Here is a 26,526-nt window from a genome sequence, read left to right as displayed (position 1 = left end):
CGAGTCGCGCTCTGAGTGTAAGAGAATGACGTTCTCATGAATATAGCCGTGATCCTGGAAATGGCCGCCTCCGCGGGGGACCGGCCGGCCGTCACGGAGGGCGGCCGCTCGCTCTCCGCGGCCGAGCTCCATTGCCTCGCACAGCATGCGGCCGACCGCTTCCGTGACCGCGCCGCGGTCCTTTACCTGGGACCGAACCACCTCGCCTACCCCATCGCCCTGTTCGGCGCGGCGCTGGCAGGTATCCCCTTTGTCCCTCTCAACTACCGCCTGGCCGACGAGCAGTTGGATTCCCTGGTCCTCCGGCATCCTGGAGCCGAGGTGCTGCACCCGGCCGATCTCGACGCGCTGCTGACCCCACCGCAGGGCGAGGCCGGGCGACGGCCCGCCCCCGAGGACCGCGACGCCACCGCCGTCGTCCTCTACACCAGCGGCACCACCGCCGCCCCCAAGGCGGCCCTGCTGCGCCACCGCCACCTGCTCGCCTACGTGTTCAACACCCAGGACTTCGGCTCGGCGGAGGTGACCGACGCGAGCCTGGTGGCCCTCCCGCCCTACCATGTGGCCGGCCTGATGAACCTGCTGACGAACCTGTACGCCGGCCGGCGCGTCGTCTACCAGTCGGCCTTCGGTCCCGCCGACTGGCTGGCCACGGTGCGCCGCGAGGGCGTCACCCACGCCATGGTCGTCCCTACCATGCTCGCCAGGATCACGGCGGAGCTGGGGGACGCGCAGGCCGGTGTGCCGACCCTGCGCAGTCTCGCCTACGGCGGAGCGCGCTGCCCCCGCCCGGTGGTGGAGCGGGCGCTGCGGCAGTTCCCGCAAACCGGTTTCGTCAACGCCTACGGGCTGACGGAGACCGCCTCGTCCGTCTGCGTGCTGGGCCCTGACGACCACTGGCGAGCGATCATCTCCGACGACCCGGCGGTACGGGCCCGTCTCGGCTCCGTTGGCCGTCCGCTGCCCGGCGTCGAGGCCGAGATCCGGGGCGAGGACGGAAAACCTCTTGGGCCGGGCGAGACAGGACTCGTCTTCGTGCGCGGGGAGCAGATATCCGGCGAGTACGCGGAGACGAGCGGCAGCGACACGGACGGCTGGTTCGCCACCCGCGACCGGGGCCGGCTGGACGAGGACGGCTACCTCTTCATCGAGGGCCGCGCCGACGACACCATCATCCGGGGCGGGGAGAACATCGCCCCCGCCGAGATCGAGGACGTACTGCTCCAGTACCCGGGCGTGCGCGAGGCCGCCGTGCTGGGGTTGCCCGACCCGGAGTGGGGCCAGCGCCTGGTCGCGGTGCTGGTCGGGACCGGCGATCCGGACGAGATCCGGTCCTTCGCGAAAGAGCGCCTGCGTTCCTCCAAGACGCCGGACACGGTCGTCTTCCGCCCCGAACTGCCCCGCACGCCCACCGGGAAGCTGCTGCGCCGCACCCTGGTCACCGAACTGGAAGAGGCCGCCGATGCCTGAAGCCGTGCTCGTCGCCGCCCTGCGCACCCCGATCGGCACCGCCTTCAAGGGGAGTCTGCGCGCCACGTCCGCCTACGACCTGGCGGACCGTGTGGTCACGGCCGTCGCCGAAGGTCTGGACCCGGACCTCATGGACGACCTGATCCTCGCCGAGTCGCACTACGGCGGCGGGGTCGTCGCCCGCCACGCGGCCGTGACGGCGGGCCTGCCACAGGTGCCGGGGCTCGCTCTGAACCGGCACTGCGCGGCCGGACTCGCCGCGGTCTCGACCGCGGCGGCATCCGTCCGGGCCGGCATGGACCGGCTGGTGCTCGCCGGTGGTGTCAACTCCGCCTCCACCGCGCCCAGGCTGTCCTACCTGGGCGGTGAACGCTGGGTGCCGCCCTCCCACCCCGACCGTCCCGATGCCCCCAACCTCGACATGTCGATCACGGTCGGCTGGAACACCGCCGTGAAGGAAGGCCTCACCCGCGAGGAGATGGACGCGTGGGCGCTGCGCTCGCACCGCAACGCCGTCCGGGCACTGGACGAAGGCCGCTTCAAAGACGAGACCGTGCCGGTCGACACCCCACATGGCCCCTTTGAGGCCGACGAGCACCCGCGGCGTGACACCAGCGCCGAGAAGCTCGCCGCGCTCAAGCCGCTCCACCCCGAGATCGAGGGCTTCTCGATCACGGCGGGCAACGCCTGCGGCGCCAACGACGCGGCGGCGGCCGTGGCGGTGGCCGAAGAGCGTCTCGCGCGGGAGGACCTCGGACTGCCCGCCCTGGCCAGAGTGCGGTCCTGGGCTTCCGTGGCCAGGGACCCGGCCGAGACCGGCTTGACCCCCACGCACGCCATCCCCAAGGCGCTCGGGCGGGTGGGCATGACGCTGTCCGACGTGGATCTGTTCGAGATCAACGAGGCGTTCGCCTCGGTGCCACTCGCCGCGGTCCGCCGCCTCGGCCTCGACCCGGACACCGTCAACGTCAACGGCAGTGGCTGCTCACTGGGCCACCCCGTCGCCGCCACGGGCACCAGGATGGTCGTCACGCTCGTCCACGAGCTCCGTCGCCGGGGCGGGGGGGTGGGCGTCGCGTCGATGTGCGCGGGCGGGGGGATGGGTTCGGCGCTGGTCCTGGAGGTGCCGGGGCTGTGACGGTACGTGAAGAGGGCGGGACGTCACACGATCAGTAGGCTGGATTCGACCGCAACCTGCGGTTCCCGCGGCGACTGTCGTGATCTCCAGTGCAGCGGCTGCTCATGCAGGCAGGTGGTTCTTTCCCCTCTCATCGGCCCTCGACGGTTTCCGGTCCGACGTTGGAATCAACGAGGCGCTGCACGACGCCGCCGACTGCCATGGAACGCGGCGGGGTAACGTCCGGGCCGACCGGGCGAGAGCGACCACGCCGACGCGGCTCCCGCACTCGCGGACGCGGTGCGCGGGGTGCTGACACGGCCCGACGCGTCCGTCGCGGCGGGGAACCCGCCTGAGTCGCAAGAAATGGTGGCCGGAGTGCCGGGAAAATCCCGGCACTCCGGTTCGACGTGTCCTCAAGAACCGGTTTCCGCTCGGTCTCGCCGGCTCGATGTGCTTGCCCGTGGCGAGCCCACGGGCGGGCCCGAAGTCCTGGCGGGCGGGCAGGGTGTATGTCTCGTCGGGGCCGGTGAGTCCGTGGAGGGTCCGTTGCAGAGGATCGTCGCCGTTGGGAGCGGTCCACGCATGCCTGACGATGGCTCAGGACCGGCTTCGGGAAGCCGTACTCGGAGCAGGCCGGCGGAGCCACCCCACCGAGCGGTCGGCACCAGCCCGTCGCACGCGGTCCTTCGCCCCGCGACCCCCGGGCGCGGCAGGGGCCAGGGCGTCCAGGGGCCGTCGCGCGGGCGGCGCGGGTCAGCGTTCGAAGGCGCCGAGGTCCGGGGCCGAGCCGTTGTAGGGCAGACCGACGTTGACGCCCTTGTCGATCAGGGCGCTGTTCGACGCGAGGTGCAGATACGGCAGTACCGGCAGGCTCCCGTCGGCTTGGCGGGACGCGTCCCAGCCTGATGTCGACACGCTCTGGAACTGGGAGTTGGACAGGTTGACGTTCAGATTCCAGGAGTTGTACGAGGCGCTGGTCCCGGTCATGTTCGACAACAGGGTGCCGGTGTAGGCGATGTTGTTACGCAGGTTGCCCAGGCCGATGGCGGCACCGGTCCGGGAGATACCGAGCATGTTGAAGTCGGGGTGGTTTCCGTAACTCGTGTTGTTGAAGAAGTCGTCCGCGACGGTGTGGTGGTTGGCGTAGAAGCCGGAAGACCGGTTGTTGAACGCCACGGAGGAGCGGACGGTGTGCTTGACCCCGTTGGAGACGTACTTGCCGCCGTAGCCGCCGGCTTTGAAGCCGTTGCCGTTGCCGGACGGGGTGGTGCTCCCGGGCAGGTAGCCGTTGAGCCATGCCCAGGAGTTCTCGATGGTGACGGACGAGAACGCGTTGATGAGGTCGAAGCCGTCGTCGGAGTTCCACCACGCGCGGTCGCCCCGGAAGACGTTGCCGGGATGGTTGGCCGAGATGTGGGCGCCGAAACCGTCGGCGCTCTCGCCGGCCCCGTTGGAGGTGCGCGGGTCGTAGTTGTGGTGGGAGTCGGAGTTGAGGACCAGGTTGCCGCCGCCGTCCTGGATGAACAGACCGGGGCCCATGTTGTGGTGCAGGTCCAGCTGTTCGAAGGTGTTGTTGCTTCCGGAGATCCAGATGCCCCAGGACTCGTGGTTGCGGTTGTTGTTCTGCGGGACGCCGGTGACCGTCAGCCCCTTGAGCCGGATCCAGTTGCCGGTGACGTCGATGCCCTTGATCCGGCAGTCGTCCTTCATCTGCGAGAAGTCGAAGACCGGCTTTTCTCCCGGATAGGCCACGTAGTTGATGAGGCTGCCCGAACTGCCGCTCTTGTTCAGGGTGATGGCGTCGACTCTGTCGGTCTGGCTCTTGCAGCCCGCGTTCGCGCGGGAGTAGGCGTACGTGCCGCCGCGGAAGTAGACCGTGTCACCGGCCTGCGCGACGGACTGGGCGTGGGCGAACGTCTTCCAGGGAGCCGCTTCGCTTCCGGCGGCGCTGTCGCTGCCGGTGGGGGAGACGTAGAAGACCTTCCCGGCTGCCGCGTTGCCGGATGCCGCCGACCCGACGACCGCCGTGGCGACGGCCGCCAGGACCGCGGCGACCGGGAGAGCGAGCCTCCCGTGCTTGGAACGTTTCATTGCTTTCTCCAGTTCGCTCGGAACGCAGGTGGGTGAACTTGGGCCCGGCGCCGCGCCGTTGTGGGTCAGTCGCAGGTTCCCGAGCACGGCACGAAGGGTGCCGTTGTGCCGGTCAGGGTGGTTGTGCCCAGGGTGAGGCCGTCCGCTCGGGCGGTGACGGTGATGGTGCCCGGCCCGGTCGCCCGGACGAGGGCGTACGCGAGCCCGTGGTAGGCCTTGCGTACGGTGCCGCGGTAGCTCTCCTGCGTCTGGCTGCCGCTGTCGACCGCCACGATCACGCCCGGCCCGCTGATGCTGAAGGTGACCGGAGCGGACGAACCGGTCACGACCCGGCCGGAGGAGTCGGTGACGGCGGCCTGTACATAGGAGATGTCGTCGGTGTCCGTCGATACGGTGCTGTGGTCGGGCTTGAGCACCACCCGGCTGGCCGTCGTCCCCGTAGGTGGCGGTGAGGTGTGGGGAGCGCCCCAAGTGCTCTGCCACGCGTACCCGATGGGCCGTACCGTGCCGACCGCGTCCATGAGACCGGAGCTGCTTCCCACGGTGGGCCACAGACCGTCGGCCTCCCCGAGGTAGTCGGCGCCGGTCCAGAGGAACTCGCCGATCAGGCCGGGGTTGTTCCTCACCGTCGTCCAGGACGAGGTGTCGGTGCCCATCTCGGTGAGCAGACCTGGTCGCTTGGGCGACATGCCCATCGCGGTCACCACCTCGTCGGGCCGGTAGTTGCCGCCGAAGACGTCCAGCGTGGTGCGGGTGGCACCGGTGACGTCGCCGCTGTCCTTGGGCCGGAAGAGCGCCTGGGTGACAGGGCGGGACGGATCCAGGGCGTGCGAGATCGACACCATCCTGCTCAGCAGCGGCTGCCGGGTGGAGAGCGGGTCGCGGATCTCGTTGCCGGCGCTCCACATCACCACGCTGGGGTGACCGCGGTCGCGCATGACGATGCCGGTGGTGTCGACCTGGTACCAGGGCGCCGATCCGCTCGCGCCCGGGACGGCCGGTGTGCCGGTGGGCGAGGACGCCGTGCGGTTGAAGTAGGTGGCGTAGTCGCCGGCGTCGCTGTACTTGTGCTGTGTCCAGGTGTCGAAGAACTCGTCCAGGACCAGGAAGCCCATCCGGTCGGTGAGTTCCAGGAAGGCCGGGCCGGGGGGTTCGTGCGCGGTGCGGATGGCGTTGACCCCCAGGGCCTTGAGCTGGGCGAGCCGCCGCTGCATTGCGCGCTGCGGGGCGGCGGTCCCGAGGGCGTGGTAGTCCTGGTGCAGCGCGACCCCCTGCAGCTTGACGCTGTGGCCGTTCAGACTCATCCCGCCGGTGGGGCTGAAGGCGAGGCTGCGGATGCCGACCGGAGTGAGGTCGTCGTCGACCGGGATGCCGCCGACGTTGATGTAGGTCGCCTGCTCGTACATGTTCGGTGTTTTCAGGTCCCACAGCCTGGGGTTGGTGACGGGAATGTCGTAGCCGAAGGTGGCGGAGGCGCCCGCGGGGACGGTCCTGGCGGCCGTGGTGACGGCGGGGAGCGCGGTGCCGTCAGGCTCGCTCAGCACCCCTCGGACGCTGACGCTCGCAGCGGTGGTGCCGTTGTTCACCACGGTGGTCTGCGCGTGGACTGTGGCGGCGGAACTGCTGACGTTCGGCGTGGTGACGTAGGTGGCCCATTGGTCGATGTGCACCGGGTCGGTCGCGATGAGGCGCACGTCGCGGTAGATGCCGGCCCCCGTGTAGTACCGGGAGGCCGGCTGCAGGCTGGTGTCGGTCTTGACGGCGATCACGTTGTCGGTGCCGCCGGCCTTCACCGTGCCTGTGATGTCGTAGCGGAAGCTGGTGTAGCCGTTGGGATGGGTGCCGACCAGTTTGCCGTTGATGTACACGCTGGCATTGGCCATCACGCCGTCGAACTCGATGTACACCTTGCGGTCGGCGGGCACCCCGGCCAGTGAGAAGTGCTTGCGGTACCAGCCGATGCCCGAGGGCAGATAGCCGCCGCGGCCCGTGCTCGACGCCGACTGGGAAAACGGGTCTGACGACGGGGTCCGGCCCTCGATGCTCCAGTCGTGCGGCACACTCAGCCCGCGCCAGCCACTGTCGTCGTAGGAGGCGGCACTCGCGCCGCTCGCGTCGCCATAGTGGAAGAGCCAGCCGGGGTCGAAGTCCGTGACCGTGCGGTACCTGGTCGCGGTGCCGGTGCCGGTGCTGGTCACAGCCACGGAGGTGGCGCCGGCCGAGGCGGTGCCTGTCGTGCAGGCGAGGGCCAGCGGTGCCATCAGCAGGAAAGCGAGCGCGCAGACTCGGGCTCTCCAGATCAGGGAATCGGCGGGTGGGGTGCGAACTGCGAGCAGGGTGCGGCGGGTGATCCGCCCGGAACCTGCAGAGCGGGATGGAGAAGGCACATCGGGTCCTTCCAGCCCGCCGATCGCGCGCGAGTTGTGCGGTCGGTGGGCAGTTGGTCAGCGGGGAGCCGCAACGTCCGGAGTCCGGTCCGGCTCAGTGGGGGCCGCTGCCGTCAGGGCGTCGCTACCTGAGGTATGTGGCGAGCGGGAGGTTTTTGCGGCGTATGTCGTCGGCGACAAGGGGGGCGATACGCTGCGCGCCGTAGGTTTCGAAGTGGGTGTGGTCGTTGCAGAAGAACGCGCCCAACGGGTCTGAGCCGTAGTCACCGTTGTTCGGGCAGAAGCGCAGGCTGTTGTAGAGCGAGACGCTCAGTGTCTCGAGGTCGACGACGGGTGCTTCGGTGGCTGTTCCAGCCGCGAACGTCTGGGGGACGAAGGCCCGGTTCTTGGTGGCCGTGCCGCCGGAGCAGGTGATGGCGGCCACCGAGGTGAGCAGGATGGGGTGCGCGCCCCGGGCCAGGGCGGCCTGCGCCACCATGGTCATCAGCAGTTGGAAGCGGGGCCTGCCGACGTGCTGCGGGCAGGCCGAGGCGGTGTCGTTGATGCCGAACTGGATGAAGAGGTAGTGCCGGGCTTCATCCCGGTGGTGGCGTTCAGCATCGACTGCCAGCGCGACGAGTACGCGACGGACCTGAGCCGGCACTCGCCGTCGGGGCCCTTGGTGTTGCTCACGTTCGACTCGTACAACCAGGTCTGGATGCTGCGACCGCCGACGGCCCGGTTCTTGACGACGACGTCGCTGTTGAACAGGGCGTCGAACTGGCTGCCCCAGCCGACGGGGCAACGGCTACTGGGATTGGCCATGGTGAAGTCACCGGCCAGCCACACGGTGATCGGCCGGGCCGGCGCCCGCCCCGCCGGTGCCGCGGCGAGGGCGGTACCGGAACAGTGTCCTGCGGCGCCGTCGGCCGCTGAGGCACCGCGGATGCCCAATGCCGACAAGGCGACCACCATCGTGGTCGTGAGAAGGATCCGAAGGCTCTTCATGGGTTCTCCGGGCGCGGGCACGGGTGCCGGTCTGTGAAGGCTGGACGGTCAGCGGCGCAGATTCAGCCCGCCCCCAGTCTGTGATCGTTCACAGATCGGACCTTACGGTGGGGCAGAGCCCTAGGCGTCGATGAGCGTGGGGTGTGTCACGCAGCTTCCCGGCCGGACGCGTACCTGTCAACGGGATCCGGCGGATTGGCGGGTCGCGCATTGGTTGAGAGATGCTGGCGCAGCGCGGTGGCAAGCGGCCTGACCGGCTGCGATCAGGGGAGGGAGGCGCAGGTCAGATGCACTTCGCAGGAGCACGGGATGATGGTGGGACGTTGTTCTGCCGTGTGTCATGAGTTGTCGCATTCGAACATGACCGAACAGCAGAGTCGGACAAAATCCTTGACGACGCGTCGGGGCTTTCCTACTCTCACCGACGTGGGAACGCTCCCACACCTCCAGAGTGAACGATCACCTCTCACCTCGGGGTGCCGCGTCCACTCGCCCCCACATCGGAGGTCATCGTGCCTGATTCACGCGGGCGTTCGCGCACGGTGTCGCGTTGGGCGCGCGCTGCGCGACGCGGCAGGTGGATAACCTGTTCGCTCTCGACCCCGTCGGCGGGCGGATCGCGACGACGCTGACGCGCCGGGACATGGCGTTGACGAGCCAGGACATGACGCTGACGCGCCGGCACATGAAGCTGTCACGACACGAGTCCAGCACCGCGACACGACAGTCGACTGCACACCGGCCCGCACTCAACTCGACGTCTGCGACCACGGATCACCTGTGACGACCAGATCACCGCATCATCCTCGGCACGTCCGTCGGCAGTAGGTGACGGGTCGTCGGAGAGACCGGTGCCGAGTGGAGCTGCGCACGAGAAGAAGGAGAGGCTGATGCAACAACGAGCAACGTCCTCGGTGGCTCCGGAGCGTACCGCAACGTGCCGTAGGCGCCGACGAGTTCGGGGGCCGGTGACAACGGCGATGGCGGCGCTGGTCGCGACGTTGCTGACGCTGTCGTCCGCGTCCGCCGCCGATCCCCCTTATCGACGTGGGCCGCTCCGACCCCCGGTGCGGCCGCCGACCACGGGCCGTTCGCCACCTTCCGGCGCAGCGTGGGATCCGGCCGTGGCTTCAAGGATGCGACGATCTACTACCCCACGGACACCACCTCGGGCACGTGGGGAGTGGTGGCGATCGCGCCGGGTACACGCGAAGTTCCCCAAGGAGGGAGCGTGGTCGGGGCCGTGGCTGGCCTCGTTCGGCTTCGTCGTGATCGGCATCGACGCCAACAGCCCCGACGACTTCGACGTCGCCCGCGGCACGCAGCTGCTGACGGGGCTCTTCCGGGGCAGGTGTCGAGCGCCGGCCGACCACCTCTACTGCACGCATCCCAAGAGCAACGAGATGCGCATTCTGATCCCCTGACTGAAGATCTTCCTCGACGACGACACCCGCTACACCCAGTTCCTCTGCACGAAACTCGCCGATTCCAGGGGGCCTCGATCTACCGCAGCAGATGCCCCTGCGTGCCCGGGGCCGGTGCGACGTCCGGTGGCTGACGACCGGTAGGGGCGACGGGGGGCGATGGGTACTGGTGGACGCCGGTTGGGCCGGACTTCGTGTGTCACCGACCACAAAGGATTGACCTGATCATGGCAGATTTGACGGACCTGCACCTGACGGAGAAGAGACGTTTTCCAGGGACGACGCCCCCATGGACCTGGCGTGTCATGGAGCGCCTGCTGCGGGCAAGTGCCGTGCTCCTGCTGGCGGGAGGAGCGCTGAGCCTCACACCGGGCACCGCGACGGCGACCGACACGGGGACGACGTACTACCTGGACGCCGTGAACGGCAATGACAGTGCCGCCGGTACCACGTCCGCGACGGCGTGGCGCACGCTCGGCAAGATCGACGCGAGCACGTTCGGCCCGGGCGACCGGATTCTGCTGCACGCCGGGCAGAAGTGGACCGGACAGTTGTGGCCCAAGGGCTCGGGGGCGGACGGCCGGCCGATCGTGATCGACGTGTACGGCTCCGGCACCAAGCCTGAGGTCGACGGCGCGGGGCAGGTCGCCGATACGGTGCGCCTGCACAACCAGCAGTACTGGGACATCCGGAACCTGCAGGTCACCAACGCCAGGCCGCTGGGCGGCGGCCGGCCAGGCACCAATCTGCGCGACCTGCGGGGCATCGGCATCAGCGGCGACAACGGCGGTCAGCTCAGCCACTTCCACGTCGATGGCGTGGACGTGCGCGATGTGACCGGCGAGGTGAACTGGATCGGCGGCGACACGGCGAACAACAAGCCGGGGATCACCTTCGGCACCGGCTGGGACCGCTCCAAGAGCACCGGGGGCATCGTGTTTCGCGGCCTTGTCGCCCATCCCGCGAGTCCTGGCCGGCCGACGATCCTGCACGACATCCTGGTGGCGAACTCAACCGTCAAGAACACGTCTTTCGGTGGCATCGTCGTCAAGCAGTACACCGGTTCCAACGCGGGTGCTGTACACACCGGTTGGGGCGAGCGGACCAGCGCCACCGACACCGGCTTCGCGCCGCACACCCAGGTCGTGATCCGCGACAACTACATCTACCAGGGCGACTCCGCCTACGCCGCCAATGCCGTGTACATGACCGACACGCGGGGCGGAGTGGTCGAGCACAACGTGGTCCAGCGGGCCGGAACGTCGGGTATCGAGGCCTACTACTCCGACGGCGTCACCGTCCAGCGCAACGAGGTCTACGCCACCGAGAAGAAGGCCGGCGGCGCCGACTCCAACGGCATCGACGCGGACAACGCGACCACCAACATGGTCGTTCAGGGCAACTTCGTGCACGACAACGGCGACGGCATCCTGCTGTGCCAATGCGGGCGCAACTTCGGGAGCGTGCGGGTCCGGTACAACGTGATCTCCGGCAATCGCCGATACCAGATCTACCTGCACTCCAACCGCGGTACCACCGCTCATGTCTACAACAACTCCGTCTACAACAGCCGCAGCAACTACCTGATCTACGGCTACGGCGCCAACCTGTCCGCGTCCTACTACCTGTGGAACAACGTCCTGTACTCGACGAGGGCGGGCGCGTCCCTGACCACCAGCCCGACCATCGAGTACACCGCGAACCTCTACGGCGGCGCCACGCTGCCCGTACCGTCCTCCGACCGCCGCGCGGTCAGGGGCAACCCAAAGTTCCTCGGAACGATCACCGGCCCCTACGGCAACGCCGACACGGGACCGGCACTGAACGCGGCACTGCCGCTCAGCGTCGCGGCGGGCTCGCCGGCCATCGACACCGGCGTCAATGTGACCGACAACGGCGGTGTCGACTACACGGGGGCCACGGTCTACAACCGCCTGCCGGACATCGGGGCCTTCGAGAGCCAGACCGGTACCGCCCACCATCTCGGAACCTCGACCGAACAGCCTGGAGAGCAACCGAAGCGGAGGATGTGAAATGCTGGGAAAACTTCCCCGATGGACGATCGCTGTACTGCTGTTCTTCTGCGCGGTCGCCTTGGCCTTCTTCGGCGACTTCGCCGACGCGAGAGCCGCGGCCCCTCTGCCCCAGAAAGCAGCGACCGCTGCCGCCCCGGTACTGCAGAACGACGTCTTCTGGAAGGACACCTCCGGGAACCCGATCTATTCCCAGGGCGGAGGCGTGCTGAAAGTCGGCAACACGTACTACTGGTACGGCGTGAAGTACAACGGAGCCGTCAGCTACTACAACAACCCCGCCGGCGGGAAGAACAGCAACACGTCGTTCAACGCCATCACCTGTTACTCCTCCACCGACCTGGTGCACTGGAAGTTCGAGGGAAACGCGATGACCTCCTCGGACATCGGTGGATCATCCTGGGTCGGCCGGGTGGGTGTCGCACACAACCCCAACACCGGCAAGTACGTGCTGGTCTCCCAGCTCAACAGCGGGCTCGTGTTCGGCACGAGCAGCACTCCGGCGGGCCACTTCAGCCGCGCGGGCACGCAGTCGAGCATCGGCAACGTCAGCACCGGCATGTCCGGCGACCAGTCGGTCTTCACCGATGACGACGGACGGGCCTACCTCATCTTCAGCAACAAGAGCGGCCGCTCGAACCTGTACGTCGCCCCGCTGCGCTCCTCCGACTACCTGCACGTCGACAACGCCACGCGGATCTACAGCAGTTCAGCGGGCGGGCGTGAAGGCAACATCATGTTCAAGCACGCCGGGACGTACTACTTCTGCTCCTCGGATCTGCACGGCTGGAACGCGTCCCACACCTACTGCATCAAATCGTCGAAGATAAGCAGCGGATATTCTTCGGAGTTCGTTCTGCAGGGCACGGACGCCGACTTCTCACATGTGACGCAGACCGGCCTGGCGTTCGAGGTGAGCGGTTCATCGGGATCGTTCGTCATGTTCGGAGGCGACCGCTGGAGCGACTTCGCCGGCAACGGCATCGGCTACAACCAGTGGGTTCCGGTCACCTTCGACGGGACGACGCCGGTCTTCCATTCACTGAACCAGTGGAACATCGACGCCGCCGCGGGCACATGGTCCGTCGGCAGCGGCAACAACCACGTTCTGAACCCCAGCGTCGAGGCCGACCGGGTCTCCCAGAAGACGCTCGCCGGATGGACGAACTCGTCGAACGTCAGCAGCGATCCGAACAGCAACCACCTCGGCGGACACAGCGGACGCTGGGCGATTGCGCAGTCCTACGCCTCCGCCTACAAGGCCACCATGTACCAGAACATCACGGTCCCGAACGGGACGTACACGCTGTCGGCCTGGGTCAAGAGCAGCGGCGGGCAGAAGGCGGCGAACATCTTCGCCAAGAACTTCGGCGCGGGCGAAATGAACCGTTCGGTAAACCAGTCGATAGGCACCTGGACGAAGGTCGGCATCTCCGGCATCACCGTGACCAACGGGTCGATCCAGGTCGGCGTGGCCTCCGATGCGAATCCGGGCAACTGGGTGAACGTCGACGACTTCGAACTGGTGCAAACCGGCCAGTGATCTGGTCCTGAGTTCGCGTCTCGCCAGGTGAGGCGTGGTTCGTCTCGGTCCGGCCCGGTCGGTCAAGACGGCTGTCGGCTGCGGTCTGCTGGAGGAAATGGGCGACAGCAGGCTGCATCCGCTGGTGTTGACCGAGGGCGAGCGGCTGACATCGCAGGGGTGAGCCAACCGCCGGCCAACCGCACAAGGTCCGGTTCTGTTATTCGACTGGTGTGGGAGCGTTCACAGACATGTGGCGGGCGAGGCATCTCCATGTGTGTGTCACGGCAGGTCGGTTCGACCGTTGCGGTCGCGCCTGGACCGGCGAGCGCGTTGGCGAACGACGTCGTGACGGACTGCCTCAAGCGCGACGGATGCTCACCCAAGAACCAGGCTCACGTTCCCCTCTCGGAGCAATCCCCCCACTCACACAGGAGTCATCCATGAGCATGCAACGGCGTACTTTCCTGGCCCTGAGCGCGGCCGGAGCTGCAGGCGTGGGCGCGTCCCTGCTCGGCGCCGGGCAGGCAGGCGCCCTCGTCAGGCCGCAGGGCGCACCGACCACGCCGTATGCGGTCGGCGTGCGCCGGTATGACTGGACCCGCGGCAGCCGCCGGTGCACCACCTACGTCTACTACCCCGCCGCCGGCGCCCCCGGCGGCAGCCCGGTGACGAACGCCCCGGTCGCGAACGGTGTCTTCCCCGTCTACAACTTCACCCACGGCTTCGGAAGCAGCCCGCAGAACTCCCTGTTCATCATCCGGCCCCTGGCCGCGGCGGGCTTCGTCGTCCCCGCCCCGCACTTCAACCACAGCTTCGACGACGTCAACAACGGCAACTCCTCCAAGGACGTCTCGCAGATCCTCACCAACACCCTCGCACTCAACGCGAGCGGTCCGTTGGCTGGGCACATCAACACCGGGATCGGCGTCGGCGTCTCCGGCCACTCCCTGGGCGGCATGATCACGCATGGCCTGCTGACCTCCTGGCCCGACAGCCGGATCATCTCCGCCAACCCGCAGTCCTGCACCGACATGGGCAACCCGTCCCGTTCGGTCTCCGCCAAGGTCCTGTTCGTCCACGGCGACCGGGACTCGACCACGAAGTACTCCTCGGCCCGGCAGGCGTACAAGGAGATCGCCTGGCCCAAGGCGTTCCTCACCTTCGTCGGCGGCACCCACACCAGCTTCTGGAGCGACAAGCGCTTCCCGAACACCGTCGTCGACTGGGCGCGCTGGAGCATGTACGGCGACACTGCCGCACGGGACCGCCTCCCTGCCGACGCGGCCGGGCCCAAGACCAAGTGGGAGTCCGTCCTCGGCTGAGGGGTAAACCGCTCACCGCCCCTGATCGTTGGGTTGTCATGATTGGGTCAGCATCAGGTCTCGGGCTTCCGGCTGCATCCGGTGGTCTACGCCGGCAGCCCGGACGCCGACTCATGGTCCGCCTCCGACACCACCCTGCGCTCGACTGCCGGCGCCTCCCTGGGCCGGGAGCCGTCCAGCACGAACTTCGTCCGCCGGCGGCACGGCGGCACAGTGCGCGAACTCCTCAACGGCACCCACATCGACAAGTACGGCACGTCCAACGACACTCGCCCGCTGACCGGATCCGGGGTCCACTCAAACAACGGCACCAAGGCCAACCGTCTACACGCCTGAACCGCGCCGTGTGGCCGACCGTGCTGCACCGCATGGGCGGCCGACCAGGTGCGGGGCAGGGCCGGTTCGCAGTGAGACCCGCTGCGGCCGTCGTGTGGACGGCCCCTCAGACGAGCAGCTCCGCCCTATCGGCGCGAAACACGTCCCACGGCGACCCACCGCCCCGCTCACCTGCACCAAGCCCTCGAAACACGCACCCCCAACCCCCGACCCAACCCAACACCCCAACCCACTACCAACCGCCCGTCGGCCGCTACGACTCACGTGCGGTCGTCGGGTGGAGAGGAGCGGCCATGTCTCCGAGCCAGTCATCCGGCTGTGGTTCGATGAGTCGCCGTACTCTGCTCAAGGCCACCTCCGCGACGGCCGGTGCGATTGCCACCGCCGCCGCGCTCGCCGAACTCGAGACGCCGGCCAACGCCGCCGCAGCGCCTTTCGTGAAGGGCGTCGACGTCAGCTGGGCGCCGCAGATGGAGGCGCGCGCCGCCGGCGACCTGATCGCCCGAGCCCGTCCCCTGCCCGCTCTCGCGGCGGGCGATGTCGTGGCGATCCTCGACACCGGCGCCTACTGCTTCTCCGCCCCCTACCACTTCAACACTCTGCCCGAACCCGCCGTCTACGGAGTCCGCACCGGTCCTCGCGGAGATGTCCGATTCGAACTCCTCCGGCCTGCCCAGACCATCGACGACCTCCTCACCCGGAGCCGATGACCCACCTCGGCCCCGACGGGGAGTCGCACGGCGTTCGCCACTCTTCACGCGGTGAACCGCAACAACGCCTCCTGCGCGTACGACGCGAGCAGCGAGCCGTCCGCCGTCAGGATGTCCCCGCGGCCGAAGCACCGCCCGTGCGCGGCGAGCGGGCTGTGCTGGCGCAGCAGCAGCCAGTCCCCGGTGGTGAACGGCCGATGGAACCACACGGTGTGTGCGGTGACGGCCGAGGTGAACGCACGGCCCGCGTCCGCCTGCGTCACGCCCTCCACGGGACGTAGCGCGGTGCCGATGGGCGTGAGGTCGGTGGCGTAGGCGAGGAGGGCGGGGGCGAGAGCCCGGGGAGCGTCCGGGATGAGGGTCCACAGCTCGTACTCGGGCGGCTCCGACTTCGCGGTGTCGAGATCGGCCGCCGCCCTCGACTCCCAGGGCAGCAAGCCCAGCTCGACGGCGCGTTCGGGCCCGGGCAGCGTCGGCACGCGGGTTGCCACCTGCCGGTCGGGCCCCTCCTCCCACACGTGCAGGCTCGCGTTCGCCACCGCGATGACTCCCCGCTCCTGGCGGGCGGTCAGCCGTACGGTCGCGAAGGTCCGCCCCTGCTGCGGTACCTCGGTCTCGTAACGCACCGGTTCACTCGTGCGCCCTTCCCGCAGGAACTGCGTATGGAGCGACTTCAGCCCCTTGCCCGGCGCGGCGAGCTGTGCCGCCCCTGCGAACTGGGCGAGCAACTGTCCGCCGAACAGCCGCCGGTACTCCAGTTGTTGCGAGCGGCCCTCCCAGGTGTCCGGCCCGCAGGGAGCGAGGTCGAGACAGCCGAGCAGGTCGTTCCACAGGTCGGACACAGGGCGCCCCTCACAGGTCGACGAGGCGAGGGGCGCGCGTCTCACGCAGCAGCAGCCGACCGGCCTCGCGGGTCAGTTCACGGGTGGAGCCGAGCAGCCCGTCGAGCACCAGGGCACGTTTGATGTGCCGGTGCAGGGCGTGCTCGGCGGTGAAGCCGATACCGCCGAGCGCCTGCTGGCAGTGGCGGGCAGCGGTGAGCGCGGCCCGGCCGGCGGCGGCTTTGGCGAGCAGCGCGCCGGTGTGATCCAGGGCATCGGCGCTGTCCGGCGCTTCGGTGTTCTCCCCGGCGGAGCGGTCCGTCTCCGGAGCCGCGGCCGCGACCAGCACCGCCTCCGCCGCCTCCAGCGCCACGTACGTCTCCGCCAGCCGGTGCCGCAGCGCCTGGAAGGAAGCGAGGGGGCGGCCGAACTGCTCGCGGTCCAGCACATGTTCGCGGGCGAGCGTCAGCATGGCCCGTCCGACGCCCAGCAGCCACCAGCCCAGAGCCTGGCGGCCCGCCGCCAGGGCAGGCGCGGGAAGGTCACCGGGTTCGGCGTGGCGCAGCGGAAGTCCGGGATCCAGCGGACCGGTCGGCACACCGTCCCCCCGGGCCCACCGCACCCAGGCCCCGCCCGCGTACGGCAGCGGCGGCGTACCCCCGAGCGGGCGGCCCGCCGCCAGCAGGACGACGTCGTTGAGGACCGGCGCCTGAGCGCCGGTCTCCCCGAGCAGCCGGAACACCAGCGGGATCGCGGTGTCCGGTTCCGCTGCGAGCATCTCCGCCCAGCCCAACTCGGCCAGGGCGGAGCCCGGTTCGGCTTCCGGCCCGCAAGTCGTCAGGGACTTGCGCAGGGCATCTTCCAGCAGTGCGCGTTCAGCGGCGTCCACCGCGTCTCACTCCTTCCCGAGGTCCAGCAGGCGGCGGGCGACGATGTTGCGCTGGATCTCGGCGGTGCCGCCGTAGATGGTCGCGGCCCTCGAGTAGAGGTACTCGGTGCGCCACGTCCCGTCCGGCGCCAGCTCCACCGACCCCGGCAGCAGGCCCCGCGCCGTATCGAAGAGCCGTTGCTCGGCGCCGGCCAGCAGTATCTTGTCCACGGAGGTCTCCGGGCCCAGCCGCCCGCCGTCCGCCAGGGCCCGTTGTGTGGCGGCCGAGCGGCAGCGCACGCTGTGCAGGTCCAGCCAGACCGCACCCAGCGCGTCCGCGTCCGGCTCGCAGCCGTCGGCCAGGAGCCGGTCGAGGCGGCTGTAGAGGTGAGCCACGCGGTGCCAGAAGCAGGTGGACCGCTCGTGCGGCAACAGGTCCATCGCGAGGCGCCAGCCGTCGCCGGGGGAGCCCAGCAGCCGCCCCGCGGGGACCCGCACGTCGTCGAAGAACACCTCGGCAAACTCGTCCACGCCGTGCATCGTGCGCAGCGGCCGTACGGTGATGCCGGGGGAGTCCATGTCGACGAAGAAGGCGCTGATGCCGCCGTGCCCCGGCCCTCCCGTCCGGGCGAGCAGGACGCAGCGGGCCGCGTACTGGGCGAGGCTCGTCCACACCTTCTGCCCCGTCACCACCCAGTCGTCCCCCCGCGGGACCGCACGCGTTGACAGGGACGCCAGGTCGCTGCCCGAGCCGGGCTCGGAGAAGCCCTGGCACCACTGCTCCTCGCCGCTGAGTAGCCGGGGCACCAATTCGGCGGCGAGCGCGGGCGGCGCGTAGTCGATCAGTGTGGGGACCAGTACCTCGACCATCGACCACAGGCCGGGCTCGGCGAGGTCCCGCGAGGCGACCTGCTCGCCCAGTACCGCCCGCAGCACGCTCGGGCCGCCGAGTCCGCCGACCGCGTCCGGCCATCCGTGCCGCATCCAGTCCGCCGCCCACAGCTCCCGCCGGACGCGGGCCAGCTGCGCGACCTGGGCGTCCAGGGAGTGGTCCGTACCGGGGGACAGGTCGTGACGGTCCAGCCAGGCGCCCAGCGCCCGGCGGAACTCCTCGACGCTCATGAGCGGGTGCGCTCGAAGGCGTGCGGGCGGCCCGAGTCGTGGGCGCCGCTGCGGCGGATGAAGGTCATGGCGCGGGTGCGCAGCCGCCAGCCGTCCGGGGTGCGGACGTAGGTGTCGTTGTAGTAGCCGATGCGCAACTCGTGCGTGGAGTGCTCGACGAAGCACAGCGGCTGAGTGCCGGTCGCCGCGTCACCGTCCAGCTCGATCACCGGCGTGCCCACGAGGAACAGCCCCTTCGGGGCGGCGGAGACGAGTGCCGGAAACTCGTCGAGCGGGTAGGTGTCGCCGAAGGCGCTGTAGCTGCCGTCCGGCGCGAACACGGCGAGCACCCGGTCCACGTCACCGCGGGTCATGGCGACCGCGTAACGGGCGAGGAGCTGTTCGATCTCCACCAGGTCGTCGGTGACGCTCAAGGGCCTCGTCCTCTCGTACGAGAATGTAATTCTCACTGAAGGAGTATTGCTCCGGATGGTTGCTTCTCCAATAGGGAGAAGCTAATTTCCAAGTCATGGATCAATTCCTGGCCTTCACGGTGGTCGGCCTGAGTACCGCCGCCGTCTACGCCGTGATCGGCACCGGTCTGGTGGTCACCCACGCCACCACCGGTGTGTTCAACTTCGCCCATGGCGCGGCCGGAATGCTGTCCGCCTTCGCCTACTGGCAGCTGGCCGTCGGCTGGGGCTGGCCGGTCCCGCTCGCCCTCGCCTTCGTCCTGCTCGTCCTGGCCCCCGCCTTCGGCCTGTTCGTGGAACGCGTGCTCATGCGGCCGGTGCAGGCGCTCGGCGAGGCCGAACGCCTCGTGATGACCGTCGCGCTGCTCACCGGGTGCATCGCGCTCGCCCGCTGGGTGTGGGACCCCAACACCGCGCGCCCGCTCGCGCCGTTCCTCGCCGAACGGCCCGCACTGCGCCTCGGCCCGGCCGCCGTCACCTGGCACCAGGCGATCACCATGGCCGTCGCCCTGGCGATCGCCGCGGCCCTCTGGGCACTGCTGCACCGCACCCGCGCCGGCACGGAGATGCGCGCCTCCGTCGACGACCGGGCTCTCGCCGGCCTCACCGGCGCCGATCCGCTACGTGCCACCCGGCTCGCCTGGGTGCTCGGCATCCAGCTCGCCGCCGTCGGCGGCATCCTCATCGCGCCCGCCGTCGCGCTCGACGCCCAGCAGCTGTCGCTGCTCATCGTCAGCGCCTACACCGCCGCCGTCTTCGGCCGGCTGCGCAGCCTGCCGCTCACCTTCCTCGGGGCCCTCGTCGTCGGCCTGCTGGAGGCCTATCTCGCCGGCTACCTGCCGCAGAACGACTACCTTCCGGGCCTGCGTCTGGCAGCCCCCGCGCTGCTGCTGTTCCTGGCCCTGCTCGCCTTCCCACACCGCAGACTGCGCGGCCGTGACCGCACCCCGGTACAGGTGCCGCTGCCGACGGCACGCGGCAGCCTCCTCCTCGCGGGCTCGATCGTGCTGTTCGCGCTCGTCCTGGTGACCGTCCTGGCGGAGGACGCCGTCCTCTCCTACGGCACGCTCTTCCCGCTCGGCGTCATCGCCCTGTCCTTCGTGCCCCTGGCGGGATACACCGGGCAGATCTCCCTGTGCCAGCTGTCCATCGCCGGCATCGGCGCCGTGGTGTGGGGACACCTCGGCGCGCACGGCGAGCTGTGGGCGCTGCCCGCCGCCATGCTGGTCACCGCGGCCGTCGGCGTGCTGATCGCGTTGCCCGCCCTGCGCCTGTCCGGCATCTACCTCGCGCTCGGCACCGCCGCCTTCGCCGTCGTCCTCGACCGCTGGATCTTCACTCTGCCCGCCTTCGAGGTGTTGGGCGTGCGCATCACCTTCTTCGACCAGGGCTCGGTGACCGTCAGCGGCCCCGACCTGTTCGGCCTGCACCTCACCTCACCGGCCCAGCTGCTGGTGCTCTCCGCCGTCTGTCTCGCGCTCGCCTCGGTCGGCGTCGCCGCACTGCGCCGGGGCCGGTTCGGCCGCCGGCTGATCGCGCTCCGCGACAGCGAGGCCGCCTACGCCACCCTCGGCGGACGGCTCCTCGTCGCCAAGACAGCCGTCTTCGCCCTGTCCGCCGGGATCGCGGGACTGGGCGGTGCCCTGTACGGCATGCAGCTGCAGACCGTCACCGCCGACCAGTTCAACCTCATCGCCGGGCTGCCGATCTTCCTGATCGCAGTCATCGGCGGCCTCGGCGCGGTGGGAACGGGCCTGTTCACCGGTATCGCCTTCGTCGTCCCGGCGCAACTGCTGCACGGCGCCGGCTCGTGGGTCCAGGATGTGACCTCGCTCCTCGTCGCGCTCGCCGGCATGGGACTCGCGCACAACCCCAGCGGTGTCCTGGCCCAGATGCGCGCCGAATGGGCGCCGCTGGGAAGGAACCGGCCGCTGCTGCGCGGGCTGCTCGGCGTCCTCGGCGTGTGCTGGCTGCTCGCGGCGCTCGATGTGGCGAACGGATGGCTGCTCCTCGCGATCGCCCTCGTCACGGCCCTGCTGCTGCGCGTCCGCGCCGCCGCCGCACAGCGGCCGCCCACCGACATCCCGCCCGAGTGGTGGGGAGTACGCCGCCCCTGGCGGTCCGAGGACGGGGAGGTGCTGAGCCGTGCCACCACTGCTGCGGGCTGAGGAGATCACCGTCTCCTTCGGGGGATGCCGCGCCCTCGACGGCGTGTCACTGACGGCCGAGGCGGGCCGGGTAACAGGCCTCATCGGCCCCAACGGAGCGGGAAAGTCCACGCTGTTCGACGTGGTCTGCGGGCTGCGCCGGCCCCGCACCGGCCGTATCCGTCTCGACGGCCGCGACATCACCCGGGAAGGCCCCGCCCGTCGCGCCCGCCGCGGGATGTCCCGCACCTTCCAGCACCTGGAGCTCTTCGGCCGTCTCTCCGTGCGCGACAACCTGCTCGTCGCCGCCGAACTCGGCCCGGGGCGCCGCCACGCCGCCCGCACGGCCGACGCCGTACTGGCACGGCTCGGCCTGACCGGTGTGGCCGACGACGCGTCCGACGCGCTCCCCACCGGCCTGGCCCGCCTGGTCGAGGTCGGCCGCGCCCTCGTCCTCGGCCCACGCGTCCTGCTCCTCGACGAACCCGCCGCCGGTCAGGACGCGGAGGAGACGGAGCGGTTCGCCGCGCTGCTGCGCTCCCTCGCCGACGAGGGCACGGCCGTCCTGCTCGTCGAGCACGACATGAGCCTGGTGATGAGCGTCTGCGACGAGGTGCACGTCCTCGACCTCGGCTCCGTCGTCGCCAGCGGCCCGCCCGCCCGAGTGCAGACCGACGAGACGGTCCTCGCCGCCTACCTGGGGGAGGCACGGCCATGAGCGGACCCCTGCTGGAGCTGGACGGCATCCGCGCCGCCCACGGCGGCATCACCGTGCTGCACGGCGTGGACCTGGCTGTCGAGGAGGGCCGCGTGGTGGCTCTCCTCGGTCCCAACGGCTCCGGTAAGACCACCCTGCTGTCGGTCGCCGCCGGTGTGCACCCGCCCAGCGCCGGCCGGTTGCTGCTCGGTGGCCGGGACGCCACCGGCATCCACCCGCGCGACCTCGCCCGCGCCGGCGTGTGCCTGGTGCCCCAGGGCCGTGGTGTCTTCCCCAACCTGTCCGTGCGCGACAACCTCCGGATGATGACCTTCACGGGCCGCACCCACGAGGAGATCGAGGAGATCGCTTACGCCCGCTTCCCCGTCCTTGGCACCCGGCGCGCCCAGCCCGCGGGCACCCTCTCCGGCGGCGAGCAGCAGATGCTCGCCCTGGCCCGCGGCCTCGCCACCGACCCCGCCGTCCTGCTCCTCGACGAACTCTCCATGGGGCTCGCCCCGCTGGTCGTCGCCGAGCTCTACGAACTCGTCGCCGGCATCGCCCGGCAGGGCGTCGCCGTGCTCGTCGTCGAGCAGTTCGCCGCCGCCGTACTGAAGATCGCCGACCACGCCGCTGTCCTCGCCGGCGGCCGCGTCCAGTGGCAGGGGCACCCCGACAGCTCCCTGCACGCCGAACTCTCCTCCTACTACCTGGGGAGCCCGATATGACCGCACCTCCCGACGCGCGTGCAGAACGGTTCGTCCGCCAACTCGCCGAGCTGAAGATCCCCGACCCCGCCGCCGCCCGCGCCACGCTCTGGCTGCGGCTCGGCGGACTGCTCATGGCCGCGGGACTCGTCCTGGGCGCGCTCGCCTTTCCTCTCGCCCACGCCACGGACAACTCCCTGGCCCAGGGCGACGCCCTCGCCATCGGTCTCGGCGGAATCGCCGCCGCCGTGGTGGGCGGAGCCCTCTTCCTGCGCTACTCGCTCACCGGCTTCCTGCGCTTCTGGCTCGCCCGCCAGTCCTACGACCTGGACCGGCTGGGGGAGAGGCTCACTCCACCGGCACCCGCATCCCAAGGAGAACCGCGCCATGCCGTCACCCCGCACACCGGCCCTGCGCCCCGGTGACCAGCTGGCCTCGGTCACCGGCACCACCCGCGTCATCGTGATCCGGGCCCCGCAGGAGGTCACGGGTCCGGTCGAATGCGGTGGCAGCCCGATGGTCCCGGCCCAGGACGCCCCTGCCGCACAGCCGGCCGGCCAGGCACCGGACACCCTCATCGGCAAGCGCTACGTCGACCCCGCCGACACGCTCGAACTCCTCTGCACCGCCTCCGGCACCGGCCACCTCACCTACGGAGGAAGGCCCCTGGCGGTCAAACCGCCCAAGGCCCTGCCCGCCTCGGACTGATCCGCCCTCAGCCACAAGGAGTCCCATGGACCGCGATGACATGATCCTCATCAGCGTCGACGACCACATCATCGAACCGCCGGACCTGTTCGCCAACCACCTGCCGGCCCGCTACAAGAAGGACGCGCCGCGGCTGGTGCACCGCGAGGACGGCAGCGACGTCTGGCAGTTCCGGGACGCCAGGATCGGCAACGCCGCGCTCAACGCGGTCGCGGGCCGTCCCAAGGAGGAGTACGGCATGGAGCCGCAGGGCCTGGACGAGATCAGGCCCGGCTGCTACGACGTCGACGAACGCGTCGCCGACATGAACGCCGGCGGTGTCCTCGCCCAGCTGAACTTCCCCTCCTTCCCCGGCTTCTCCGCCCGGCTGTTCGCCACCGAGGACTCCGACTTCTCGATGGCCCTGGTGCGCGCCTACAACGACTGGCACATCGACGAGTGGTGCGCCGCCCACCCCGGCCGGTTCATCCCCATGGCCCTCCCGGCGATCTGGGACGCCGAGCTGTGCGCCCAGGAGATCCGGCGCGTCGCCGAGAAGGGCTGTCACGCCCTCACCTTCCCGGAGAACCCGGTCCCGCTCGGCTACCCGAGCTTCCACTCCGAGTACTGGGACCCGGTATGGCGGGCGCTGACCGACTGCGGCACGGTGATGAACCTGCACATCGGCTCCTCCGGCCGCCTCGCCATCACCGCGCCCGACGCCCCGCCGGACGTGATGATCACCCTCCAGCCCATCAACCTCGTCCAGGCGGCGGCCGACCTGATGTGGTCCCGTGTCCTCAAGGAGTACCCGGCCATCAGGATCGGGCTGTCGGAGGGCGGCACCGGCTGGATCCCCTACTTTCTGGACCGCCTGGACCAACTCCGTGCCGGACGACGACATCAACAAGATGACGCACGAGAACGCCATGCGCTGGTACTCCTTCGACCCGTTCGCCCACGTCCCCCGCGAACAGGCGACGGTGGGCGCCCTGCGCAGGGCCGCGGGCGGCCACGACGTGTCCGTGAAGTCCCGCAGCCGCCAGGTCGTCGCCCCCGCCGAGAAACTCGCCATCTACCGCAAGAAGGCCGAGGCGGCGCTCGCCGCCGCGCAGCCGAAGTGAGGGCGACGGCCCGCTGACGGGCACGCGTCGACAGCGCGCGTCCTTCCGGCGCGTGCTCCGGGAGACCCGGGCACCGGCCGTGGTCGGCCGGTGCCTCAGCCTTGCCGCTCTCCCGCGCGTACCAGGCCGGTCTCGTAGGCGATGACGACGAGCTGAGCCCTGTCGCGGGCGCCGAGTTTGGCCATGGCCCGGTTGGCGTGGGTCTTGACGGTGACCGGGGTGACGAAGAGGCGTTCGGCGATCTCGTCGTTGGCCAGGCCGGTGCCCACCAGTGCCAGTACCTCGCGTTCCCGGGGAGTCAGCGTGGCCAGCCGATGGGGGTCGACGAGGTCGCCGGGTGAGGGCTGGGCGAGGAGCCGGGTGATGAGGCCCTTGGTGGCCGCCGGGGAGAGCAGCGCCTCGCCTGCGGCCACGAGGCGGATGGCCTCGAGGAGCTGTGCCGGTTCGACGCCCTTGCCCAAGAAGCCGCTCGCCCCGGCCCGGAGGGCCTCGACGACGAGGTCGTCCTCCTCGAAGGTGGTCAGGACGAGGATCTTGACTCCGGCCAGGTCCTCGTCCTGGGCGATCAGCCGGGTGGCTTCGATGCCGTCGACCTCGGGCATCCGGATGTCCATGACGACGACGTCGGCGCGCCTGGACCGGGCCAGTTGGGCTGCCTCCCTCCCGTTGGAGGCCTCTGCGACGACGTCCATGTCGGGTTGTGCGTCGATGAGCAGCCGGAAGGTGCCGCGGAGCAGGGCCTGGTCGTCGGCGAGCAGGACGCGAATGGTCATGGGCGGGTTCCTCACGGGGGTCAGGCAGGTGCGGGGGAGAATGAGAGCGGCAGCTCGGCGACGACCTGGAAGCCGCCTTCGGGACGCGGGCCGGCGGTGACGGTACCGCCGATGGCCGTGGCCCGCTCATGCATGCCGATCAGTCCGTGGCCGGTGCCCGCGCCCTTCGGTGCGCCCGGGCGTCCGTCGTCCGTCACAGCGACCCGGAGTGAGTGCACGCCGTAGTCCAGGACCACCGAGGCGCGGGACGCGGACGCGTGCTTGTGGGTGTTGGTGAGGGCTTCCTGGATGATGCGGTAGGCGGTGAGGTCGGTTGCGGGCGCCAGCGGCGAAGTGCCGCCCGTACGGGTCACCGACACGGACAGCCCGCTCGCCTCGAAACCGGTGACGAGGGCGTCGAGATCGGCCAGACGCGGGACGGGGGCCCGCGCGCCCGGCGCGTCGTCGGGTTGACGCAACAGGCCGACGGTGGCCCGCAGTTCGTCGAGGGCGGCGCGGCTGTTGTCCTTGATGTGGGCCAGTGCCTCGAAGGCCTGTTCCGGGTTGGCGCGCATGAGATGGTGGGCCACCCCCGCCTGGGCGTTGACGAGGGTGATGTGGTGGGCGACCACGTCGTGCAGATCGCGCGCGATGCGCACGCGTTCCTCAGTGACCCGCCGCCGGGCCTCTTCCTCCCGTGTGCGTTCGGCGTGTTCCACGCGTTCCCTGGCCGCCGCGAGGTTCTCACGGCGGCTGCGGACGGTGCGGCCGAGCAGGGTGGCCGCGATCGCGAAGTCCAACCGCAACAGACTGGCCCCCGCCACGAGAGACTCGGAGTGGGTGGCGGCGTAGACACCGGTGATCGCCATGGCCGAGGCTACCCCGACCGTCCACGCGGTGCGCCGGCTGCCGAGGAAGGCGAGGGTGTACAGGGCGATCAGGCTCGCTCCCGGGGCCGGCGAGATGTGTGAGGCGACGGCCATCAGCGTGAGGTCACCCGCCAGGGTGAAGAGGGCTACGCCCAGGGGCCAGCGGCTTCGGAAGGCCAGCGGCACGCACGACAGCGTCGTCCACACGACCTCGTGCCAACGAGGCTCCTGCCAGCTGTCCTTGCCGACGGCGGCGGTCGCCGCCGCGGCGATCACGATCAGCGGTACCGCCGGCAACGCGTCTTTGATCCGGTCATGACGGGCCAGCCACCGTCGCCACACCATGGGCAGTTCCATTCCCTCACTCTAAGCAGCGCCGACCGGTGGAAGGTGAGGTCACCCCCCCCTCCACCGGCCCGCGTGCGATGTCGGTCCGTCGTGGTGACGGTCAGTTGGCCAGGCCGGAGTGATCCGGTTCCCGCACGGCGTACAGCGGATGCGCGGGCTCGTCGGCGGGGCCTTCCACGGACACGTTGGGCAAGGCCTTGTCCAGCCGGCGGGGCAGCCACCAGTTGGCCCGTCCGCACAGGTGCATGAGCGCGGGGACGACGATCATGCGGATCAGCAGGGCATCCACAGCGACAGCCACCGCGAGGCTGACGCCGAACTCGGAGATGACCCGCATGCCGCCGAAGACGAAGGAGCCGAAGACACAGACCATGATGGTGGCCGCGACGGCGATGACCTTGCCGGTCTCGGCCTGGCCGACCCGGACTGCGCGGTGGCTGTCGCCGGTGTGGGCCCACTCCTCGCGCATCCGGCTGACCAGGAAGACCTGGTAGTCCATGGACAGGCCGAACATGATGCCGACGACC

General features: G+C 69.9%; 25 protein-coding genes and 1 pseudogene. 15 read left to right on the top strand and 11 right to left on the bottom strand.

The window, feature by feature from the left end; all coding sequences use genetic code 11:
* The first annotated feature begins 36 nt into the window (after window positions 1–36).
* Window positions 37–1,470, top strand: a complete 1,434-nt coding sequence (locus tag IG99_RS29095) for a class I adenylate-forming enzyme family protein (RefSeq protein WP_037678951.1) — start codon at window positions 37–39, stop codon at window positions 1,468–1,470.
* The gene (locus IG99_RS29090) at window positions 1,463–2,608 is read left to right on the top strand and encodes a thiolase family protein (RefSeq protein WP_037678948.1); all 1,146 of its coding nucleotides are present in this window, start codon (window positions 1,463–1,465) and stop codon (window positions 2,606–2,608) included. The genes IG99_RS29095 and IG99_RS29090 overlap by 8 nt, the downstream gene beginning before the upstream one ends.
* 735 nt (window positions 2,609–3,343) lie before the next feature.
* Here the strand turns inward: IG99_RS29090 and IG99_RS29085 are convergent.
* From IG99_RS29085 to IG99_RS50555, 4 genes are all read right to left on the bottom strand, one after another.
* Window positions 3,344–4,681, bottom strand: coding sequence for a right-handed parallel beta-helix repeat-containing protein (locus tag IG99_RS29085; RefSeq protein ID WP_037678945.1), 1,338 nt, complete (start codon window positions 4,679–4,681; stop codon window positions 3,344–3,346).
* A gap of 65 nt (window positions 4,682–4,746) precedes the next feature.
* Entirely contained in the window at window positions 4,747–6,942 is a 2,196-nt protein-coding gene (locus IG99_RS29080) for a glycoside hydrolase family 2 (protein WP_051866020.1), read from the bottom strand.
* Between the two features lie 250 nt (window positions 6,943–7,192).
* Entirely contained in the window at window positions 7,193–7,552 is a 360-nt protein-coding gene (locus tag IG99_RS50560; protein WP_234311994.1) for an SGNH/GDSL hydrolase family protein, read from the bottom strand.
* Window positions 7,552–8,055: an SGNH/GDSL hydrolase family protein gene (locus tag IG99_RS50555; protein WP_234311993.1), complete on the bottom strand. Its 504-nt coding sequence runs from the start codon at window positions 8,053–8,055 to the stop codon at window positions 7,552–7,554. Before IG99_RS50555 ends, IG99_RS50560 begins: the two co-directional genes overlap by 1 nt.
* A 1,268-nt stretch (window positions 8,056–9,323) precedes the next feature.
* Here IG99_RS50555 and IG99_RS49690 point away from each other — a divergent pair.
* The 7 genes and pseudogenes from IG99_RS49690 to IG99_RS50550 all read left to right on the top strand — a co-directional run bounded on the left by IG99_RS49690 (window position 9,324) and on the right by IG99_RS50550 (window position 15,405).
* Window positions 9,324–9,479, top strand: coding sequence for a hypothetical protein (locus IG99_RS49690; protein ID WP_199815617.1), 156 nt, complete (start codon window positions 9,324–9,326; stop codon window positions 9,477–9,479).
* A 227-nt stretch (window positions 9,480–9,706) separates the two neighbouring features.
* Complete coding sequence (locus IG99_RS29060) at window positions 9,707–11,512, top strand: right-handed parallel beta-helix repeat-containing protein (protein WP_234311992.1); 1,806 nt, start codon at window positions 9,707–9,709, stop codon at window positions 11,510–11,512.
* A gap of 1 nt (window position 11,513) precedes the next feature.
* Window positions 11,514–13,055, top strand: coding sequence for a family 43 glycosylhydrolase (locus IG99_RS29055; protein WP_037678934.1), 1,542 nt, complete (start codon window positions 11,514–11,516; stop codon window positions 13,053–13,055).
* Between the two features lie 34 nt (window positions 13,056–13,089).
* Complete coding sequence (locus IG99_RS51445) at window positions 13,090–13,218, top strand: hypothetical protein (RefSeq protein WP_267882569.1); 129 nt, start codon at window positions 13,090–13,092, stop codon at window positions 13,216–13,218.
* 259 nt (window positions 13,219–13,477) lie between these two features.
* The gene (locus IG99_RS29050; protein ID WP_051866018.1) at window positions 13,478–14,359 is read left to right on the top strand and encodes an alpha/beta hydrolase family protein; all 882 of its coding nucleotides are present in this window, start codon (window positions 13,478–13,480) and stop codon (window positions 14,357–14,359) included.
* An 84-nt stretch (window positions 14,360–14,443) separates the two neighbouring features.
* Window positions 14,444–14,677 (top strand): annotated as a pseudogene (locus IG99_RS29045) (rhamnogalacturonan lyase family protein); the annotation flags it as partial.
* Window positions 14,678–15,021: 344 nt separating this feature from the next.
* On the top strand, window positions 15,022–15,405 hold the full coding sequence (locus IG99_RS50550; protein ID WP_037678928.1) for a hypothetical protein: 384 nt from the start codon (window positions 15,022–15,024) through the stop codon (window positions 15,403–15,405).
* 44 nt (window positions 15,406–15,449) lie between these two features.
* Here the strand turns inward: IG99_RS50550 and IG99_RS29035 are convergent, their stop codons facing one another.
* The 4 genes from IG99_RS29035 to IG99_RS29020 are packed head-to-tail and all read right to left on the bottom strand — an operon-like array spanning window position 15,450 to window position 18,629.
* A complete protein-coding gene (locus IG99_RS29035; RefSeq protein WP_037678925.1) occupies window positions 15,450–16,247 on the bottom strand; it encodes an acyl-CoA thioesterase in 798 nt (265 codons plus the stop codon).
* Window positions 16,248–16,257: 10 nt separating this feature from the next.
* A complete protein-coding gene (locus IG99_RS29030) occupies window positions 16,258–17,115 on the bottom strand; it encodes an acyl-CoA dehydrogenase family protein (RefSeq protein WP_037678923.1) in 858 nt (285 codons plus the stop codon).
* Window positions 17,116–17,121: 6 nt separating this feature from the next.
* Complete coding sequence (locus IG99_RS29025) at window positions 17,122–18,216, bottom strand: acyl-CoA dehydrogenase family protein (RefSeq protein WP_037678920.1); 1,095 nt, start codon at window positions 18,214–18,216, stop codon at window positions 17,122–17,124.
* Window positions 18,213–18,629 carry a nuclear transport factor 2 family protein gene (locus IG99_RS29020; protein ID WP_037678917.1) on the bottom strand — a complete coding sequence of 139 codons (417 nt, stop codon included), beginning with the start codon at window positions 18,627–18,629 and terminating at the stop codon, window positions 18,213–18,215. The genes IG99_RS29025 and IG99_RS29020 overlap by 4 nt, the downstream gene beginning before the upstream one ends.
* A gap of 95 nt (window positions 18,630–18,724) precedes the next feature.
* On the opposite strand from IG99_RS29020, the gene IG99_RS29015 reads away from it, so the two are divergent.
* Genes IG99_RS29015 through IG99_RS28990 form a run of 6 tightly spaced genes read left to right on the top strand, consistent with a single transcriptional unit; the run spans window position 18,725 to window position 24,047 of the window.
* On the top strand, window positions 18,725–20,836 hold the full coding sequence (locus IG99_RS29015; protein ID WP_037678915.1) for a branched-chain amino acid ABC transporter permease: 2,112 nt from the start codon (window positions 18,725–18,727) through the stop codon (window positions 20,834–20,836).
* Entirely contained in the window at window positions 20,814–21,533 is a 720-nt protein-coding gene (locus IG99_RS29010; RefSeq protein ID WP_037678914.1) for an ABC transporter ATP-binding protein, read from the top strand. The genes IG99_RS29015 and IG99_RS29010 overlap by 23 nt, the downstream gene beginning before the upstream one ends.
* Window positions 21,530–22,240: an ABC transporter ATP-binding protein gene (locus tag IG99_RS29005; protein ID WP_037678910.1), complete on the top strand. Its 711-nt coding sequence runs from the start codon at window positions 21,530–21,532 to the stop codon at window positions 22,238–22,240. The genes IG99_RS29010 and IG99_RS29005 overlap by 4 nt, the downstream gene beginning before the upstream one ends.
* On the top strand, window positions 22,237–22,644 hold the full coding sequence (locus tag IG99_RS29000; RefSeq protein ID WP_063768345.1) for a hypothetical protein: 408 nt from the start codon (window positions 22,237–22,239) through the stop codon (window positions 22,642–22,644). Before IG99_RS29005 ends, IG99_RS29000 begins: the two co-directional genes overlap by 4 nt.
* Window positions 22,607–22,927 (top strand): hypothetical protein, encoded by a 321-nt coding sequence (locus tag IG99_RS28995; protein WP_037678907.1) that lies wholly within the window; start codon window positions 22,607–22,609, stop codon window positions 22,925–22,927. The genes IG99_RS29000 and IG99_RS28995 overlap by 38 nt, the downstream gene beginning before the upstream one ends.
* A 25-nt stretch (window positions 22,928–22,952) precedes the next feature.
* Window positions 22,953–24,047: an amidohydrolase family protein gene (locus IG99_RS28990; RefSeq protein ID WP_234311991.1), complete on the top strand. Its 1,095-nt coding sequence runs from the start codon at window positions 22,953–22,955 to the stop codon at window positions 24,045–24,047.
* A 78-nt stretch (window positions 24,048–24,125) separates the two neighbouring features.
* On the opposite strand, the gene IG99_RS28985 is transcribed toward IG99_RS28990, so the two are convergent.
* From IG99_RS28985 to IG99_RS28975, 3 genes are all read right to left on the bottom strand, one after another.
* On the bottom strand, window positions 24,126–24,803 hold the full coding sequence (locus IG99_RS28985; protein ID WP_037678906.1) for a response regulator: 678 nt from the start codon (window positions 24,801–24,803) through the stop codon (window positions 24,126–24,128).
* Window positions 24,804–24,823: 20 nt separating this feature from the next.
* Entirely contained in the window at window positions 24,824–26,008 is a 1,185-nt protein-coding gene (locus IG99_RS28980; RefSeq protein ID WP_037678904.1) for a sensor histidine kinase, read from the bottom strand.
* A gap of 91 nt (window positions 26,009–26,099) precedes the next feature.
* Window positions 26,100–26,526: MMPL family transporter (locus tag IG99_RS28975; protein ID WP_037678902.1), on the bottom strand; the 427-nt coding region annotated here is incomplete at its 5' end.

The sequence above is a fragment of the Streptomyces griseus subsp. griseus genome (assembly GCF_000720255.1).
Classification (GTDB): Bacteria; Actinomycetota; Actinomycetes; order Streptomycetales; family Streptomycetaceae; genus Streptomyces; species Streptomyces griseus_I.
Note: the sequence above shows the minus strand (reverse complement) of the source record. Positions and strands in the feature narration are given on the sequence as shown.